The sequence below is a fragment of the Streptomyces sp. WG5 genome (genome assembly GCF_049974565.1).
GTDB lineage: Bacteria > Actinomycetota > Actinomycetes > Streptomycetales > Streptomycetaceae > Streptomyces.
The window spans coordinates 176,535-194,338 of sequence record NZ_JBNGGC010000013.1; the positions used below are offsets into that span (position 1 = coordinate 176,535).

The following is a 17,804-nucleotide window of genomic DNA, read 5'->3' on the forward strand; positions in this document are numbered from 1 at the left end:
GAAGCGGGCGCCGGCTGCCTCCTGGCGCCAGTGCAGGAGGCGGCCGGGGGCGGACGCGTACACCGCGACGCGGCCGGCCTTGTCCACTGCGGTCGCGAGATCGTCCTGGAGGTCCTCGCCCTTCATGTCACGCCACGGGCCCCAGCCGCCCTTCTGCTTCTGCGGGCGCAGGCCGAGCCCTCCGTCGCCGTTGCGCACGAAGATGTGCGCGCGTCCCTGGTGGTCGACCGAGACGACGGGCGTTCCGGTCCGGCCGCCCTTCCCGCCCGGGCGGCCGACGGAGTCCCAGTCCAGGACGGCCAGCAGGGGCCGGAAGTGGACGGAGTGCACCATGAGCCACTCGCCGTTCACTGGATCACCTTGAGCTGCCGGTCATGGCGGGTCGGGAAAGTGCGACCCTTCCTCCATGGACGACAACGCCTCACTGCTCGTGATCGTCGACGCCGCGAACGTCGTCGGGTCCGTGCCCGACGGATGGTGGCGGGACCGGCGCGGGGCCGCGGAGCGGTTGCGGGACCGGCTGGCGGCGGACGGGGTACCGGGTCGGACCGGCCGGGTGGAGATCGTTCTGGTCGTCGAGGGCGCGGCCCGCGGGGTGGACCCGGTTCCCGGCGTAGGGGTGGAGTCGGCGCCCGGCAGCGGGGACGATCACATGGTCGAGCTGACCGCCCGGGCCGTCGGCGACCGCCCCGTCCTGGTCGTGACGGCCGACCGCGAGCTCCGCCGCCGCGTGACGGAGCTGGGCGCCGAGGTGGCGGGGCCGCGGACCGTCCGGCCCGGGTGACGGCGCCCCCGTCCCGGCGCACACGCCGCCCGGCACCGCGACTCCCGGCGCGGACGGGGCACGCAGGGCCGGAGCGACGACGGTCAGGGGGCGTCTGTTCCGGACGGCTTCGCCGGCCTTCCGGCCGGGGCCTCCTCGCCGAGGGCCAGGCGGCTGTGGCCGCGGCCGTAGAGGAAGTACACGACGACGCCGATCGCCATCCACACGCCGAACCGCACCCACGTCTCGGCCGGCAGGTTCAGCATCAGCCACAGCGAGGCGGCCACCGACACGATCGGCAGCAGCGGCACCAGCGGGGTGCGGAAGGCACGGGGCAGGTCGGGGCGGGTACGGCGCAGGATGATCACGCTGAGCGCGACGATGACGAACGCGAAGAGCGTGCCGATGTTCACCAGCTCGGCGAGTTCGCTCAGGCTGGTGAAGCCGGCGACGATCGCGATGAGCACGCCGAGCAGGATCGTCGGCCGGTACGGCGTGCGGAACTTCGGGTGGACGCGGGAGAAGAAGCGCGGCAGCAGCCCGTCGCGGCTCATCGCGAAGAACACCCGGGTCTGGCCGAGCAGCAGGATCATGCACACCGTGGTCAGGCCGACGGCGGCGCCGAAGCTGATCACGCCGGCGAAGAAGGGGTGCCCGGTGGACTTGAAGGCGTCGGCGAGCGGGGCGTCGATGGACAGCTCGCTGTAGTGCTGCATGCCGGTGACGACGATCGAGACGGCGACGTAGAGCGCGGTGCAGATGAAGAGGGAGCCGAGGATGCCGCGGGGCATGTCGCGCTGCGGGTTCTTGGTCTCCTCGGCGGCCGTGGCGACGATGTCGAAGCCGATGAAGGCGAAGAAGACGACCGAGGCCGCGGTGAAGATGCCCATCACGCCGAAGTTGGCCGGCGCCCACCCGAACATCAGCTGGATCAGTGGTGAGTGCAGGCCCCCGCCCGCCTCCACCGGCTGCGACTTCGGGACGAAGGGCTCGTAGTTGGAGCCCTTGACGAAGAAGGCACCCGCGATGATCACGATGAGGACGACGGCCACCTTGATGGCGACGACGACCGAGGTGACCCGTGCCGACAGCTTCATGCCGAGGACGAGGATGCCGGTGAGCACCAGCACCAGGACGGCGGCGAGGATGTCGAAGCCGAATCCCTCGGCGCCGTCCCGGCCGCCGAGCGCCGCGGGCATCTGCCAGCCCGCGTTGTCCAGCAGTGAACGGATGTAGCCCGACCAGCCGACGGCCACCACCGCCGTGCCGAGCGCGAACTCCAGGACCAGGTCCCAGCCGATGATCCAGGCGGGCAGCTCACCGAGCGAGGCGTAGGAGAAGGTGTACGCGGAGCCTGCCACCGGGACCGTGGAGGCGAACTCCGCGTAGCAGAGAGCGGCGAGCGCGCAGACGACGCCGGCGACGACGAAGGCGAGGGCCACGGAGGGGCCGGCGTTGTTCTTGGCGACCGTGCCGGTCAGCACGAAGATGCCGGTGCCGATGATGACACCGACGCCGAAGACGGTCAGGTCCAGCGCGGACAGGGACTTCTTGAGCGCGTGCTCCGGTTCCTCGGTGTCCTGGATGGACTGCTCGATCTTCTTGGTCCTGAAGAGACTTCTGCTCACGGGTACCTCCGACGCTTGTCGTCCTCGACATGATCGAGAGGGGGCCTAGTGCGTATGCCCCGGCGTGAGCGGATTCACGCGGATGGGCCGGTTCCGCCACTGCAACGAGTGGAGAGACCGGCCCATCGGCGCAACAACGGTCGCGCGGCGTCAGTCGCGCGCGGCCTCCACCGAGTCCGCCTCGGAGCGCTCGTAGCGTCCGTCGAGCTTGGCGACCAGGCCGGTGACCTGGCGGGCGATGTCCGGTGCGGTGAGCCCGATCTCGGCCAGGACCTCGGCGCGGGAGGCGTGGTCGAGGAAGCGCGGCGGGATGCCGAAGTCGCGCAGCGGTACGTCGACGCCCGCGTCGCGCAGGGCCTGTGCGACGGCGGAGCCGACGCCGCCGACGCGCGAGTTGTCCTCGACGGTGACGACCACGCGGTGCCGCTCGGCGAGCGGCGCCATGGCCTCGTCGACGGGCTTGACCCAGCGCGGGTCGACCACGGTGGTGGAGATGCCCTGCTTGTTCAGCAGGTCGGCCACCTCCAGGCACATCGGCGCGAGGGCGCCCACGGAGACCAGCAGGACGTCCGGGGTGTCGGTGCCGGGGGCGCGCAGGACGTCCATGCCGCCGACGCGGCCGACGGCCGGTACGGCGGGCCCGACGGCGCCCTTGGAGAAGCGCACCACGGTCGGCGCGTCGTCCACCTCGACGGCCTCGCGCAGCTGGGCGCGGACCTGGTCGGCGTCGCGCGGGGCGGCGAGGCGCAGGCCGGGGACGACCTGGAGGATCGACATGTCCCACATGCCGTTGTGGGAGGCACCGTCGGTGCCGGTGACACCGGCGCGGTCCAGCACGAACGTCACGCCGCACTTGTGCAGGGCGACGTCCATCAGCACCTGGTCGAAGGCGCGGTTGAGGAAGGTGGCGTAGACGGCGAAGACGGGGTGGACGCCACCGTGGGCGAGGCCGGCCGCGGAGACCGCGCCGTGCTGCTCGGCGATGCCGACGTCGTAGACGCGGTCGGGGAAGGCCTTGGCGAACTTGTCGAGGCCCACCGGCTGGAGCATGGCGGCGGTGATGGCGACGACGTCCTCGCGCTCCTTGCCGAGCTCGAGCATCTCGTCGCCGAAGACGGACGTCCAGTCGGCGCCGGAGGTGGAGATGGGCAGGCCGGTGTCGGGGTGGATCTTGCCGACGGCGTGGAAGCGGTCCGCCTCGTCCGCCAGGGCGGGCTGGTAGCCGCGGCCCTTCTCGGTGAGGCAGTGCACGATGACCGGGCCGCCGAAGCGCTTGGCGCGGGTGAGGGCGGATTCCAGGGCCTCGAGGTCGTGGCCGTCGATCGGGCCGACGTACTTCAGGCCGAGGTCCTCGAACATGCCCTGCGGGGCGATGAAGTCCTTCAGGCCCTTCTTGGCGCCGTGCAGGGTGTCGTAGAGCGGGCGGCCGACGACCGGGGTGCGTTCCAGGAGTTCCTTGGTGCGGGCCAGGAAGCGCTCGTAGCCGTCGGTGGTGCGCAGGGTCGCCAGGTGGTTGGCGAGGCCGCCGATGGTGGGCGCGTAGGAGCGCTCGTTGTCGTTGACGACGATGACGAGCGGGCGGTCCTTGGCGGCGGCGATGTTGTTCAGCGCCTCCCAGGCCATGCCGCCGGTGAGCGCGCCGTCGCCGATGACGGCGACGACGTGGTCGTCGCGGTCGAGGACCTGGTTGGCCTTGGCGATGCCGTCGGCCCAGCCGAGGACGGTGGAGGCGTGGCTGTTCTCGATGACGTCGTGCTCGGACTCCGCCTGCGAGGGGTAGCCGGACAGGCCGCCCTTCATCTTCAGCTTCGAGAAGTCCTGACGGCCGGTGAGCAGTTTGTGCACGTAGGACTGGTGGCCGGTGTCCCAGAGCACCTTGTCCTTCGGCGAGTCGAAGACGCGGTGCAGGGCCAGGGTCAGTTCCACCACGCCGAGGTTGGGGCCGAGGTGGCCGCCGGTCTTGGAGACGGCGTCGACGAGGAAGGTGCGGATCTCCTCTGCCAGCCGGCCCAGCTCGTCCAGGCTGAGCCGGTCCAGATCGCGCGGTCCCGTGATGCGGGTCAGCAGCGGCACCCGTGCCTCCTTGCAGTAGAGCTGTTGCCGGGCTTGTCGAGTCTAATGTTCCGCTGTGGCGGAACGTGTCCGGGCGGTGCGTCGTACGTCACGCGTTCGGCCTTACCCACCGGCGGCCCGTTCTACGGCTTCCCCGCCCGCGGGCGGAAACCGGGCCGCCGGCCGTCGTTCTCGGCATCCTGACGCACGGGCGTCGTCCCGTCCGCGAGGAGCCCCCGTACGGACACGTCCACCCAGACGGTCGGCGTCCCCCGCGGACCGGACGGTACGCCCGCCCCCGCGGCGGCGGGCCACCGGCCCCGCACGGAGGACGACGTCCCCGGCCGCCGGCACCGTCCGTCCCGTGCGGTGGACGGCGGGGCCGGGCCACCGGCCGGCCGCGTGCGGACAGCACGGCGCCCGCCCGAGGGCTCAGCTCGGGCGGGCGGCGGTGCGGCCGCGACGTGCGCGGTGTCCGTCAGGGCCGGTCTCGGCGGGTCGAGCCGCGGACGGGGGCCCGGCACGCTCTCCCCCTCACTTGCCGGAGGACGCGGGTGGTGCTTGCGGCGGGGACGGCGCGTTCCCGCGCCCCTGAGCGTGTTCCCGCGCCCCTGAGCGTGTTCCCGCGCCCCTGAGCCGCCCGGCCAGCCCTACGCGCGGCCGGCCGTCTTCTGCGTCTTGCGGGTGACCGCGTCGATGACGACCGTCGCCAGCAGCACGCCGCCGGTGATCATGTACTGGACCGGCGAGGCGACGCCCTGCAGGGCGAGGCCGTACTGGATCGAGACGATGACCATCACGCCGAGCAGCGCGTCCCAGGTGCGGCCGCGGCCGCCGAAGAGGGACGTGCCGCCGATCACGGCGGCGGCGATGACGTTCATCAGGAAATCGCCGGCCCCGGCACCCTGGTTGGCGGAGGCGATCCGCGACGCGACGAACAGGCCGCCCATCGCGGCGAAGGTGCCGGCGATCGCGAAGACCGAGATCCGGACCAGCTCCACGTTGATACCGGCGCGGCGGGACGCCTCGACGCTGCCGCCCAGGGCGAAGACCATGCGGCCGTAGGACGTGCGGCGCAGCACGAAGTCCGTGAGCAGCAGGAACGCGAGGAAGATCACCACGGCCAGCGGCAGGCCCTTGTACTGGTTGAAGACGATCGCCGCGGCGAAGACCAGGACGGCCAGCAGCACCGTGCGCACGATGACCTCGTTCAGCGGCCGGGACGGCACGCCCGCGGCCTCGCGGCGGCGGTTGTCGAAGAAGGCGGAGAGGAAGTACCCCGCGGTCACGACGATCGCCAGGCCGTAGGCGGCGGCCACGTCGCTGAAGTAGTAGCTGGTCAGCTTGACGACGATGCCGTCGCTGTTCAGGTTGATGGTGCCGTTGCTGCCGAGGATCTGCAGCATGAAGCCCTGCCAGAACAGCAGGCCGGCCAGCGTCACGGCGAAGGCGGGGACGCCGATGCGGGCGAAGACGAAGCCGTGGATGGTGCCGGCCACGGTGCCGGTGAGGATGGCCAGCACCAGGGCCAGCACCTCGTTCATCCCGTGCGTGATGTTCAGCACCGCGAAGGTGGCACCCGCGACGCCGCTGACCGAGCCGACCGACAGGTCGATCTCGCCGAGCAGCAGGACGAAGACGATACCGACGGCGATCATGCCCGTGCCGACCATGGCGACGGACATGTCGGAGAAGTTGCCGGCGGTGAGGAAGTTGGAGTTCAGGCTGGTGAAGATGGCCCAGATGAGCAGCAGACCGACGACGACCGGTATGGACCCGAGGTCACCGGCCTTCATCTTCCGCTTGAACTCGCCGAGGTAGCCCGCGAAGCCCTGCTCGCGGACCAGCAGCCGCGGGTCGACCGCGGCGACGGCGGCGGGGGCCGCGTCGGGGTTCTCCGCCGCGCTGTCCGCGGCGGCGGTGGAGGTCTTGTCGATGCTCACTTCTTGATCTCCCCATTGGTGCGCGCCGCACGACGGGTCACGGCGTTCTCCGTGGCGCCCGTGATGGCGGAGATGATCTCTTCCTGCGAGGTCGACCTGACCTCGAAGACGCCGTTGTTGCGCCCGAGGCGCAGGACGGCGACCTTGTCGGCGACCGCCTTGACATCGGCCATGTTGTGGCTGATGAGGATGACCGCGTGGCCGCGCTCGCGCAGCCGCTCCACGAGGTCGAGGACCTGGGCGGTCTGCTCGACACCGAGGGCGGCGGTGGGCTCGTCGAGGATGACCAGCTTGGGCTCGCCGAGCATGGACCGGGCGATCGCCACGACCTGGCGCTGACCGCCGGAGAGCGAGGCGATCGGGATGCGGACGCTGGGGATGCGGATGGACAGGGTGTCCAGCAGCTCGCGTGAGCGGCGCTCCATCTCCACCTCGTCCAGGACGCCGCGCCTGCGGATCTCCCGGCCGAGGTAGAGGTTGCCGACCACGTCGATGTTGTCGCACAGCGCGAGGTCCTGGTAGACGGTCGCGATGCCCAAATTCTGGGCGTCGTGCGGCTTGTTGATCGAAACGGTCTTGCCGTCCCACTCGATGGCGCCTTCATCGATGGGGTGCACGCCGGCGATCGTCTTGACCAGCGTGGACTTTCCGGCGCCGTTGTCGCCCACCAGGGCGACCACTTCACCGGCGTGGACCTCAAGCTCTACGTCGGTGAGCGCCTGGACGGCACCGAATCGCTTGGAGACCCCGCGCAACGCCAGCACGGGCGTAGCGGACACGTGAACCATCTCCTTCGCCGCCTGACCCGGCGGGAGGTTGTGCAGAAGTTTGGGGGGTGTTCCGTCCGGCGCCCCGCCTAGCTTGCGGGGCTGATGAGTGCGGGGCGCCGGAGGAAGCTGCGTGCAGCCGGTCCCGTACGCGCTCACGCGGTACGGGGCGCGGGGCTGCCTACTTGAGACCGACCTTGTCGCAGGCGGCCTTGTAGCTGCCGGCGCAGATCTCGTCGAGGGTGTAGAAACCCTCCTTGACGACGGTCTCCTTGATGTTGTCCTTGGTCAGCGAGACGACCGGGATGAGGACCGTGGGGATGCCCTTGGTCGTGGCGCTGTCGACCTTCTCCTTGGCGATGGAGTCGAGCGACTCGCCCTTGGCGAGGGCGACGGCCATCTCGCCCGCGACGGTGGCCTCCTGCGGGTAGGACTTGTAGACGCTCATGTACTGCTCACCGGTGAGGATGCGCTGCACGCCCGCGAGTTCGGCGTCCTGGCCGGTGACCGGGATGTTCGCGATACCGGCGCGCTTCAGCGCCGTGATGACACCGCTCGCCATGCCGTCGTTGGCGGAGTAGACACCGATGATCTTGTCCTTGCCGAGGGCCGAGATGGCCGCCTGCATGTTGGAGTTGGCGTTCTCCGGCTTCCACTCCTTGGTGTCGTACTCGCGGCCGACGTTCACCTTGCCGTCGAGGACGGAGTGGGCGCCCTCCTTGAACTGGGCGGCGTTCGGGTCGGTGGAGGCCCCGTTCATCATGACGATCTGGCCGTCCTTGGCCTTGTCGCCCAGCGCCTCCAGCAGGGCCTCGCCCTGCACCTTGCCGACGGTGTGGTTGTCGAACGAGGTGTAGGCGTCGATCGGGCCCTCGGCCAGGCGGTCGTAGGCGACGACCGGGATGCCCTGGTCCTTGGCCTTCTTGATCGAGCCGGCGATGGCCTTGGAGTCCACGGCGTCCACGATGAGCACGTCGACCTTGTTGGTGATCATCGTGTCGACCTGCTGGGACTGCACCGTGGCGTCCTGCTTGGCGTTGGCGTAGACGACCTCGCCCTTGTTGTTCGTGAGCTCCTTGACCTTCTTCTCGATCAAGGGCTTGTCGAACTTCTCGTACCGCGCGTTCTGGTTCTCCGGCAGGAGCAGACCGACCTTGATGTCGTCGCCCTTCTTGGCGGACGAGTCCGACGCGTCCTTGTTCTCGTCGGACTCCGCGGCACTGCCGCAAGCGGCGAGCGAGAAGGCCATGGCGGTAGCGGCAACGGCAACGGCAGCACGACGCATACGCGTGTTCACTTCAGAAACCTCCCTGACGAGGCCGCGTCGTTGCGGCCGAGGTGGCTGGAAGTCAACTCGGCCGCACGTGCGGCGTCAAGAAGTAAATCCTTAACGAGATGACAACGGTGCCATCCGTGCTCTAAGTGAAGGCAGGGCTGGCCGCCGACAGGGCCCCGGTCGCGCTTCCGTCCAAAAGCGTCGAATCACCCATCTCACTGAGGGCGAGGGCGAGCGCCCCGAGTACCTCCGCGCGTCCCCCAAGTGCCCCGGGGAGGATGGAGAGTTGACGCGCCGCACTGGGGATCGCGTAACGGCCGACGGACTCCCGGATCGGGCCGAGCACCAGCTCACCGGCCTCCGCCAGATCGCCGCCGAGGACGACGCGGCTCGGGTTGAGCAGGTTGCAGAGGTTGGCGACGCCGCTGCCGATGTGGCGGCCGACGTCGGCGATCACCCGGCGGCAGCCCGGGTCACCGTCCCTCGCCAGCCGCACGACGCCCTCCATCGTCAGATCGGCGCCGTGGCCGGGCTGGAGGAGCGGGAGCACATAGCGTGCCGCCGCGAAGGTCTCCAGGCAGCCCCGGTTTCCGCAGCGGCAGACGGGACCGGCCTCGTCGAGCGTGATGTGCCCGATCTCGCCGGCCGTGCCGCCGGGTCCGCGGTAGATCTTGCCGCTGATCACCAGGCCCGCGCCGACGCCGCTGGCGACCTTGATGTACGCCAGGTCCCGCACCCCCCGGCCACTGCCCCAGACCAGCTCCCCGAGGGCGCCGAGGTTGGCGTCGTTGTCCACGTGCACCGGCACGCCGAGCCGCCCCCGCAGCTCCTCGGCGGGCCGGGTGCCGCCCCAGCCGGGCAGGATGGCGGTCGAGCCCAGCGTCCCGGACTCCACGTCGATCGGGCCGGGCACGCCGAGACCCACTCCGGCGACCTTGGCCCGGTCGACGCCGGTCGCCGCGATCAGCCGGTTGACCAGCTGCTCCGCCCGGTCGAGGCCCTGCGCCGCCGACGCGTCGACGTCCAGCGGCTCGGACTCCTCGGCGAGCACCTGGTGGGCGAGGTTGCCGACCGCGACGCGCAGGTGCGTGTGCCCGAAGTCCACGCCGATGACAATGCCGGCGTCCCCGCTCAGCGAGACGCTGCGGGCTCGCCGGCCGCCCGCCGACGTGGGCGTGACCTCGACCGTTCCGCTCTCCTTCAGTTCCCGGACGATGTTCGAGACCGTCGCCGCGGACAGGCCTGTCGCCCTCGCGATCTCCGCCTGCGTGAGCGACCCGGCGAGCCGTACCGCTCGTACGACCCGTTCAAGGTTGGCTCGGTGCAGCGACGACTGCGACCCCGGAGTCTCCACGACGACCTCCTGCGCGCGGGACCGCTTCAATGAGGCCCCGTCCATGTCCAACTAGTGAACCCTAAGCTGAGCCGTTCGGGTCGCCTCCCGTCAAGAGGTTGAACCGCATCCGGGTGCCCGACGCAGATCACCGCACACCCGTACGCATGCCACCGCACACACGCGCGCGTGCCACCGCACACCCGCGCATGCCACCGCACACGCGTGCGTGCCGCCCCCGGGATTCCGGGGGCGGCACGCGCGGACGAGGGGCGGCGGCGCTACTTCAGGGCGCCCGCGGTGAGCCCCTGCACCACCTGGCGCTGGAAGACGATGTACGCGGCCAGCACCGGCAGCATCGCCATCACCAGGCCCGCGAACAGACCCGACCAGTCGCCCTTGTAGCCCTGGCTGACCGCCAGCTGCACCAGGCCCTGGGTGAGGACGTGCTTGTCCGGGTCCGTGTTCAGCACGGTCGGCAGCATGTACTGGTTCCACTGCCCCAGGAAGTTGAAGATCCCCACACTGATCAGGCCGGGCTTGGCCATCGGCAGCATGACCTGGAAGAACGTCCGGGTGTGGGAGGCCCCGTCCACGAACGCCGCCTCCGCCACCGAGGTGGGCAGGGTACGGAAGAACCCGGTCAGGAAGAACACCGTGAAAGGCAGCGAATAGGCGATGTAGACCAGGATCAGCCCGTGGATGGTGTTCAGCATCCCCATGTTGTCCACCACGTAGAACAACGGGACCAGCGCGAGCATGATCGGGAAGCTCATGCCGGCGATGAACAAGTAATAGATGAACCGGTTGCCCGGGAAGTCGAACCGGGCCAGCACGTAGGCCGCCATGGACCCCAGCACCAACGTGCCGACGAGCGAACCGCCCACCACCAGGACGGTGTTGAGGAAGTAGTCGCTCATGTGCGCCTGGGACCAGGCCCGCGACCAGTTGTCGAAGTTCAGCTTGTCCGGGAGCGACCAGGGCGAGCCGAAGATGGAGGCGTCGTCCTTGAAGGAGGTCATCACCGCCCACACCAGCGGCATACCGACCATGATCGCCCAGATGACGAGGACGCCGTGGGAGAAGACGTTGAGGGTGGTGCCCTCCTTCTTCCCCTTCCGGGGCCCGCTGGGCGGTGCGCCGGTCTTGCGGACGGGCGCGCCGGACTCGGCCGGTACGGGGGCGGGGGTCTCGGTCGTCTTCATGTGATCAGTACTCCAGCCGCTCGCGCCGGCCCAGCCGCATCACGATGGCGGCGAAGGCCAGCGTGACGAGGAGCAGGGCGACGCCGATGGTGGTGGCGTAGGCGGCCTGACCGTCACGGAACGCCTTCTGGTACACGTACAGGACCATGACGGTGGTCGAGTAGTCGGGACCGCCGGGACCGGTCGTCATGATCTGTACGACCGCGAACGACTCGGCGCCCAGCGCGAGGATGCCCATGTAGACCCAGCCGGACTGCACGGTGTCCCACAGCAGGGGCAGGGTGACCTTGAAGAAGGTGGCGGCGCGGTTGGCCCCGTCCAGCAGCGCGGCCTCGTACAACTCCGCCGGGATGGAGGCCATGCCCGCGGAGAAGAGGACCACGAAGAAGCCGACCGTCGACCAGACGAGCACCGCCATCACGCACCACAGCGCGAGGTTCGGGTCACCGAGCCACAGCGGCTGGACGGAGTCCAGGCCGATGCCGCGCAGCAGGGAGTTGATCGCTCCGCTGTCCGGGTTGTACGCGAACGCGAACAGCAGGGCGACGATCGCGATGGAGAGCACCTGCGGGAAGAAGTAGACGATCTTGTAGAAGCCGGAGCCGCGGACACCGGTGATCGCGGGCCCGCCGCGGCGGCGGCGCCCGCCCACATTGATCATGAAGGCGAAGAAGAGCGCCAGTCCGAGTGTCACGAGCGGCACCAGCAGCGCGAACATCACGCTGTGCCGCAACGACTTCCAGAAGATGTCGTCGTCGAGCATCCGCGAGTAGTTGTCGAAGCCGACCATCGAGAACTCGGGACTGAGGCCGGTCCAGTTCGTGAACGAGTAGTAGATGGACTGGATGAACGGCCAGATGACGAAGAGCGCGTACAGCCCCAGGGGGACCGCCAGGAACCCCACGATGAACCGGTACTTGCCGTGCTGCATTGCTACCGACCCCGATCTGCGCGCGGGTGGTGCCGCCAGGGCCCGTCCGGCACACCGGCGCCGGACAGGCCCTGGTGACACGTCCTCACTGGTGCTTGTAGTGCTTGATCGACGAGTCCTTGGCGGCGTCGTCGGCGTAGCCCTGGATCTTCTTGATGGTCTCGGCCGGGGTGAGCCGGCCGGCCATCATCTCGCCCAGGCAGCCGACGCCGATCTTCTCCTTCTGGAGCTGCACGTACCAGTCCTGCATGCGCGGGTTCACCACGTTGTCGCCGGCCAGTTCCAGCGCCGCGACACCGGACTTGAGGCCCGGGGTGAGCTCGATGCCGTCGGTGCCGCCGTTGTAGGCGCTCAGCGACTTCACCTTGCTGGTGAAGTTCTTCGAGGAGGCCTCGCTGAGCATGATGCGCAGCTGCTCCATGCCGCCGGCGCCGTTGGCCGCCTTGGCCGGGACGATGAAGGGCTCGCCGCCGGAGGCCCAGATGGTGCCGAACGGCATCTTGTCGGAGCCGTCGATGCCGGGCGGGGCGGAGACGCTGAGCTGGAAGTCGCCGGGGATGACGTTGGCCGACTCGTTCTCCACCCAGGAGCCGTTCGGGAGGAACAGGGCGTCGCCCTTGGCCCAGGCGGTCTGCGACTGGATGTGGTCCAGGCCCGGGGTCCCCTTGAGGATGTAGCCCTTCCTGTAGAGCTCGTACCAGGCCTCGAAGACCGTCTTGACCGCCGGGTGCTTCCAGGCGTTCGGCTCCAGGTTGTCGATGGCGTTCAGCACCTCGACGCCGCCGACCTTGGCGATCATCGGGGACATCGCGAAGGGGATGTAGTACGGGTGCTTGCCCGCGTACGTCCAGCCGGCCATGCCCTTCTGCTTGGCCTTCTCGCAGACCGCGAGCATCTCGTCCCAGGTCTTGGGGTACTCCGCGTCGAGGGAGTCCAGGGCCTTCTGCGAGTACCAGTTGCCGTACACCGTGTAGGCGTAGTACAGGATCCAGATCGGGTCACCGTCGAACTGGCCCATCTCCACGATGCCGGGCCGCAGCGTGTCGCGGACCTTCTTGTTCGGGTCGTCGTAGGACGGGGCGTCCAGCAGCGGGGTGAGGTCGGCGAGCTGCTTCTTGCCGACCAGGACGCCCATGTCCATCTGCTCGGCACCGGAGTTGTCGACGAGGTCCGGCGGATTGCCGCCGTTGAAGCGCGGCTGCAGGGTGGACTGGATCTTCTGGGTGGCGGCGAACTTCACCGTGGCCTCCGGGAAGGCCTTCTCGTACAGCTTCACGGCGTCCTCGGCGTACTCCTTGCCGAAGCCTCCGTCGAAGAGGACGAATTCCATCTGGGCGCTCTCGTTGACCGCGAGCGGGTTCTCGGCGGACTTCTTGCCCGCCTCGGCCTTCTCCTGGTCGTCCCCGCCGCCGCTGGCGCAGGCGGAGAGGAAGCTCATGGTCGGTACGGAGACCAGGCCGAGCGCGGCGGACCGCTTGATCAGATCGCGGCGGCCGACGCCCTTGCCGTCGTACTCGGCGGAAGTGGATCCCATGCTCAAGTCCTCGCCTTCTCCAGGACTCAGGCGGTGAACCGGATCCTCCCCGGCACCGCGATCGGGTCACGCTGGGTCGTGCAGGAAGTGCGGGTACTGCCGTGCGGGTACTGCCGTGTGTCCATTGCCGTGCGCTTGTGCCGTGCGGGCGCTGCGTGCGCGTACTGCCGTGCGGGTGCTGCGGGCCGTGCGGGTGCTGCGTGCGGGGCCTCCATGCGGGCACTGCTGTCGAACACCGCTGTTCGGGCGCTCTGGCGGTTCCTTTCGCGTGTTCCCCCCGGATCCCCCGATGGCCGACAGGTATAGTCCACTTCCCGCCAGTGGAGCAAGATCGAATGCAAGGTTGGCGGTACGTCTTTTCCGAGTTGAGACCTCCCGGAAATATGAGTGGCCTGTGCGCCACTTGCCGGAAGAATCCGCGGCATAAGCCCCGAACGCCACATCCAACACCCTTGACATCACATGCCACTTGACCCCTACTGGTCCTTGCCCAGTTGAGTTGACAACGTTGTCCCCAGCGCAGGGAGGGTGGCCAGAGCATGCAGTACAGAGTTCGGCACAGATGGGGTCCGGCGGTCGTGGTGACGACCGCCTTCGCTTTGGCGGTGGGTTCACAGGGGGCGGCGGTCGCGCTGCCCACCGCGCCCGCCAAGGCCGACCGGGAGTTCGCGTCCTCGTTCGAGTCGGACGACCCGGTTCCGGACTGGCTCAGCACGGTGGACACCGACCCGGACGGCAACAAGCGGTCCGCGGGCCTGGACGGCGGCTACAGCACCGGCATACCGGGCAACGTCACCGAGGACGTCACCGGCGTGCGGGCCAGCGCCGAGAACACGGGCGGCGGCGAGGTGAAGGAGAACCTCGTCGACGGTGAACCGGGCACCAAGTGGCTGACCTTCGCGCCGACCGGCTGGGTCGAGTTCGACCTGGACGAACCGGCGAAGATCGCCAAGTACGCGCTCACCTCGGCCAACGACCACGCCGAACGCGACCCCGTGGACTGGACGCTGAAGGGCTCCGCGGACGGCGAGACCTGGCAGACGCTGGACACCCGCTCCGGGGAGTCCTTCGGACAGCGCTTCCAGACGAAGACGTACGAGCTCGCCGAGGCCGCCGAGTTCCAGCACTTCCGGCTGGAGGTCACCAGGAACAACGGGGCGGGCGACGCGCTCCAGCTCGCCGACGTACAACTGGCCACCGCCGCCACCGACACGCCCGTTCCCGAGGACATGCTCTCCCTCGTCGACCGCGGCCCGAGCGGCTCGCCGACGGCGAAGGCGGGCGCCGGCTTCACCGGGAAGCGGGCCCTCAAGTACGCCGGCCGGCACACCGCGGACGGCCGGGCGTACTCGTACAACAAGGTCTTCGACGTCAATGTGAAGGTCGAACGCCGCACGGAACTCTCCTACAAGATCTTCCCGTCGATGGCGGACGGCGACCTCGACTACGACGCCACGAACGTCGCGGTCGACCTCGCCTTCACCGACGGCAGCTACCTGAGCGACCTCGAGGCGACGGACCAGCACGGCTTCCCGCTCACCCCGCGCGGCCAGGGCGACGCCAAGGTGCTGTACGTCAACCAGTGGAACAGCGTGAAGTCGGGGATCGGGTCGGTCGCGGCCGGCAAGACCGTCGACCGCATCCTGGTGGCGTACGACTCCCCGAAGGGCCCGGCGAAGTTCCGCGGCTGGCTGGACGACGTGGCCATCGAGCGCGTCAAGCCCGAGCGGCCCAAGGCGCACCTCTCCGACTACGCGCTGACCACCCGCGGCACCAACTCCAGCGGCAGCTTCTCCCGCGGCAACAACTTCCCCGCGACCGCCGTGCCGCACGGCTTCAACTTCTGGACGCCGGTGACCAACGCCGGCGTGCTGAACTGGCTGTACGACTACGCGCGCGGAAACAACGAGGACAACCTGCCCACCCTCCAGGCGTTCGGCGCGAGCCACGAGCCGAGCCCCTGGATGGGCGACCGGCAGACCTTCCAGGTGATGCCGTCCGCCGCCTCCGGCACCCCGGACACCGGCCGGGAGGAGCGCGAGCTGGCCTTCCGCCACGAGAACGAGACCGCCCGGCCGTACTACTACGGAGTGCGGTTCGAGAACGGCCTGAAGGCCGAGATGGCGCCGACCGACCACGCGGCGATGATGCGCTTCACCTACCCCGGTGACGACGCGAGCGTGATCTTCGACAACGTCGAGGACAAGGCCGGCCTGACCCTGGACAAGGAGAACGGCACCTTCTCCGGCTACTCGGACGTCAAGTCCGACGGGTCCGCGGGCGCCACCCGGCTCTTCGTCCACGGCGAGTTCGACAGCAGGGTCACCGGCGGCGGCTCCAGCGGCGTCAAGGGCCACCTGCGCTTCGACGCGGGCCGGGACCGCACCGTGACGCTGCGCATCGCGACCTCGCTGATCAGCGTCGACCAGGCGAAGGACAACCTGCGCCAGGAGATCCCGGAGCGCACCTCCTTCGACAAGGTCAAGCGCGACGCCCAGAAGCAGTGGGACCGCATCCTCGGCAAGGTGAAGGTCGAGGGCGCCACGCAGGACCAGCTGACCACGCTGTACTCCAGCCTCTACCGGCTGTACCTGTACCCGAACGCGGGCCACGAGAAGGTCGACGGGACGTACAAGTACGCCTCCCCGTTCTCGAAGGCGGTCCAGGAGGACACCCCGACGCACACCGGCGCCAAGATCGTCGACGGCAAGGTGTACGTCAACAACGGCTTCTGGGACACCTACCGGACGACCTGGCCCGCGTACTCGTTCCTCACCCCGTCCAAGGCCGGTGAGCTGGTCGACGGCTTCGTGCAGCACTACAAGGACGGCGGCTGGACCTCCCGCTGGTCCTCCCCCGGCTACGCGGACCTGATGACCGGCACCTCCTCGGACGTGGCGTTCGCCGACGCGTACGTCAAGGGAGTCGACGACTTCGACGTGAAGGCGGCGTACGACGCGGCCGTCAAGAACGCCACCACCGTGCCCCCGTCCTCGGGCGTGGGCCGCAAGGGCATGGAGACCTCGCCGTTCCTCGGCTACACGAGCACGGCGACGCACGAGGGCATGTCGTGGGCGCTGGAGGGCTACCTCAACGACTACGGCATCGCGAAGATGGGCGAGAAACTCTACGCGGAGACCGGCGAGAAGCGGTACCAGGAGGAGTCGGCGTACTTCCTGAACCGCGCCCAGGACTACGTCAACATGTTCGACGCGAAGGCCGGCTTCTTCCAGGGCAAGGACCTCGCGGGCAACTGGCGCGTCGACTCCGAGAAGTACGACCCCCGCGTGTGGGGGTACGACTACACGGAGACCAACGGCTGGGGCTACGCCTTCACCGCCCCGCAGGACAGCCGCGGACTCGCCAACCTGTACGGCGGCCGCAAGGGCCTCGGTGACAAGCTCGACGAGTACCTCTCCACCCCGGAGACGGCCTCCCCGGAGTTCAAGGGCTCCTACGGCGGTGTCATCCACGAGATGACCGAGGCGCGGGACGTCCGCATGGGCATGTACGGGCACTCCAACCAGGTCGCCCACCACGCCCTGTACATGTACGACGCGGCCGGGCAGCCCCACAAGACGCAGAAGAACGTCCGAGAGGTGCTCTCCCGCCTGTACACCGGCAGCGACATCGGCCAGGGCTACCACGGTGACGAGGACAACGGCGAGCAGTCGGCCTGGTTCCTCTTCTCCGCGCTCGGCTTCTACCCGCTGGTGATGGGCAGCGGCGAGTACGCCATCGGCTCCCCTCTGTTCACCAAGGCGACCGTCGAGCTGGAGAACGGCCGCAAGCTGGTCGTCAAGGCGCCCAAGAACAGCACGGAGAACGTCTACGTGCAGGGCCTGAAGGTCAACGGCAAGCGCTGGAACTCGACTTCGCTCCCCCACTCGCTGATCGCGAAGGGCGGTGTCCTGGAGTTCGACATGGGCCCGCGGCCGTCGAAGTGGGGCACCGGTAAGAACGCGGCGCCGGTGTCGATCACGAAGGACGACGAGGTGCCGGCCCCGCGTGCGGACGCGATCGAGGCCGAGGGCGCCCTGTTCGACGACACGTCGGCGACGGACGCGGCCGTGACGTCGGTGGACCTGCCGGTGCCGGAGAAGGGCGCCGAGGCCCTCCAGTACACGCTGACGTCGTCGGCGGACCGGGCGAAGGCCCCGACCGGCTGGAAGCTCCAGGGCTCGGCCGACGGCACGACCTGGAAGACGCTGGACCGGCGCTCCGGCGAGTCCTTCGCCTGGGACCGGCAGACCCGGGCGTTCTCGGTGACGTCGCCGGGCACGTACGCGCACTACCGGCTGGTCCTGGACGGCGAGCACACGCTGGCGGAGGTGGAACTGCTGGCGTGAGCGGATGAGAAACGGGAGTGGCG

The 17,804-nt window shown here is 69.3% G+C and carries 11 protein-coding genes; 2 read left to right on the forward strand and 9 right to left on the reverse strand.

Features of this window, described 5'->3' with window-relative positions:
• The first annotated feature begins 406 nt into the window (after positions 1 to 406).
• Positions 407 to 784, forward strand: a complete 378-nt coding sequence (locus ACP4IX_RS16520) for an NTP pyrophosphohydrolase (RefSeq protein WP_426555948.1) — start codon at positions 407 to 409, stop codon at positions 782 to 784.
• Positions 785 to 867: 83 nt separating this feature from the next.
• On the opposite strand, the gene ACP4IX_RS16525 is transcribed toward ACP4IX_RS16520, so the two are convergent.
• From ACP4IX_RS16525 to ngcE, 9 genes are all read right to left on the reverse strand, one after another.
• The gene (locus tag ACP4IX_RS16525; protein ID WP_426525162.1) at positions 868 to 2,391 is read right to left on the reverse strand and encodes an amino acid permease; all 1,524 of its coding nucleotides are present in this window, start codon (positions 2,389 to 2,391) and stop codon (positions 868 to 870) included.
• A gap of 150 nt (positions 2,392 to 2,541) precedes the next feature.
• Positions 2,542 to 4,464, reverse strand: coding sequence for a 1-deoxy-D-xylulose-5-phosphate synthase (dxs, locus tag ACP4IX_RS16530; protein WP_426525164.1), 1,923 nt, complete (start codon positions 4,462 to 4,464; stop codon positions 2,542 to 2,544).
• Positions 4,465 to 5,093: 629 nt separating this feature from the next.
• Entirely contained in the window at positions 5,094 to 6,386 is a 1,293-nt protein-coding gene (locus ACP4IX_RS16535; RefSeq protein ID WP_426555949.1) for a sugar ABC transporter permease, read from the reverse strand.
• Complete coding sequence (locus tag ACP4IX_RS16540) at positions 6,383 to 7,174, reverse strand: ATP-binding cassette domain-containing protein (RefSeq protein WP_426525168.1); 792 nt, start codon at positions 7,172 to 7,174, stop codon at positions 6,383 to 6,385. Before ACP4IX_RS16540 ends, ACP4IX_RS16535 begins: the two co-directional genes overlap by 4 nt.
• A 160-nt stretch (positions 7,175 to 7,334) precedes the next feature.
• Entirely contained in the window at positions 7,335 to 8,438 is a 1,104-nt protein-coding gene (locus ACP4IX_RS16545; RefSeq protein ID WP_426525183.1) for a sugar ABC transporter substrate-binding protein, read from the reverse strand.
• 133 nt (positions 8,439 to 8,571) lie between these two features.
• Entirely contained in the window at positions 8,572 to 9,783 is a 1,212-nt protein-coding gene (locus ACP4IX_RS16550) for an ROK family transcriptional regulator (RefSeq protein WP_426525171.1), read from the reverse strand.
• 260 nt (positions 9,784 to 10,043) lie between these two features.
• Positions 10,044 to 10,967: a carbohydrate ABC transporter permease gene (locus ACP4IX_RS16555; protein ID WP_426525173.1), complete on the reverse strand. Its 924-nt coding sequence runs from the start codon at positions 10,965 to 10,967 to the stop codon at positions 10,044 to 10,046.
• A 4-nt stretch (positions 10,968 to 10,971) separates the two neighbouring features.
• Positions 10,972 to 11,898, reverse strand: a complete 927-nt coding sequence (locus ACP4IX_RS16560; protein WP_426525175.1) for a carbohydrate ABC transporter permease — start codon at positions 11,896 to 11,898, stop codon at positions 10,972 to 10,974.
• Between the two features lie 85 nt (positions 11,899 to 11,983).
• Positions 11,984 to 13,432, reverse strand: coding sequence for an N-acetylglucosamine/diacetylchitobiose ABC transporter substrate-binding protein (ngcE, locus tag ACP4IX_RS16565; RefSeq protein WP_426525177.1), 1,449 nt, complete (start codon positions 13,430 to 13,432; stop codon positions 11,984 to 11,986).
• A gap of 539 nt (positions 13,433 to 13,971) precedes the next feature.
• Here ngcE and ACP4IX_RS16570 point away from each other — a divergent pair.
• Positions 13,972 to 17,781, forward strand: a complete 3,810-nt coding sequence (locus ACP4IX_RS16570; protein WP_426555950.1) for a GH92 family glycosyl hydrolase — start codon at positions 13,972 to 13,974, stop codon at positions 17,779 to 17,781.
• Positions 17,782 to 17,804 lie beyond the last annotated feature (23 nt).

Excerpts from the sequence above, each read along its gene's own strand:
- ACP4IX_RS16520 (WP_426555948.1), top strand. The coding sequence starts at position 407 with ATGGACGACAACGCCTCACTGCTCGTGATCGTCGACGCCGCGAACGTC.
- ACP4IX_RS16540 (WP_426525168.1), bottom strand. The coding sequence starts at position 7,174 with ATGGTTCACGTGTCCGCTACGCCCGTGCTGGCGTTGCGCGGGGTCTCC.
- ACP4IX_RS16545 (WP_426525183.1), bottom strand. The coding sequence starts at position 8,438 with ATGCGTCGTGCTGCCGTTGCCGTTGCCGCTACCGCCATGGCCTTCTCG.
- ACP4IX_RS16555 (WP_426525173.1), bottom strand. The coding sequence starts at position 10,967 with ATGAAGACGACCGAGACCCCCGCCCCCGTACCGGCCGAGTCCGGCGCG.
- ACP4IX_RS16560 (WP_426525175.1), bottom strand. The coding sequence starts at position 11,898 with ATGCAGCACGGCAAGTACCGGTTCATCGTGGGGTTCCTGGCGGTCCCC.
- ngcE (WP_426525177.1), bottom strand. The coding sequence starts at position 13,432 with ATGGGATCCACTTCCGCCGAGTACGACGGCAAGGGCGTCGGCCGCCGC.
- ACP4IX_RS16570 (WP_426555950.1), top strand. The coding sequence starts at position 13,972 with ATGCAGTACAGAGTTCGGCACAGATGGGGTCCGGCGGTCGTGGTGACG.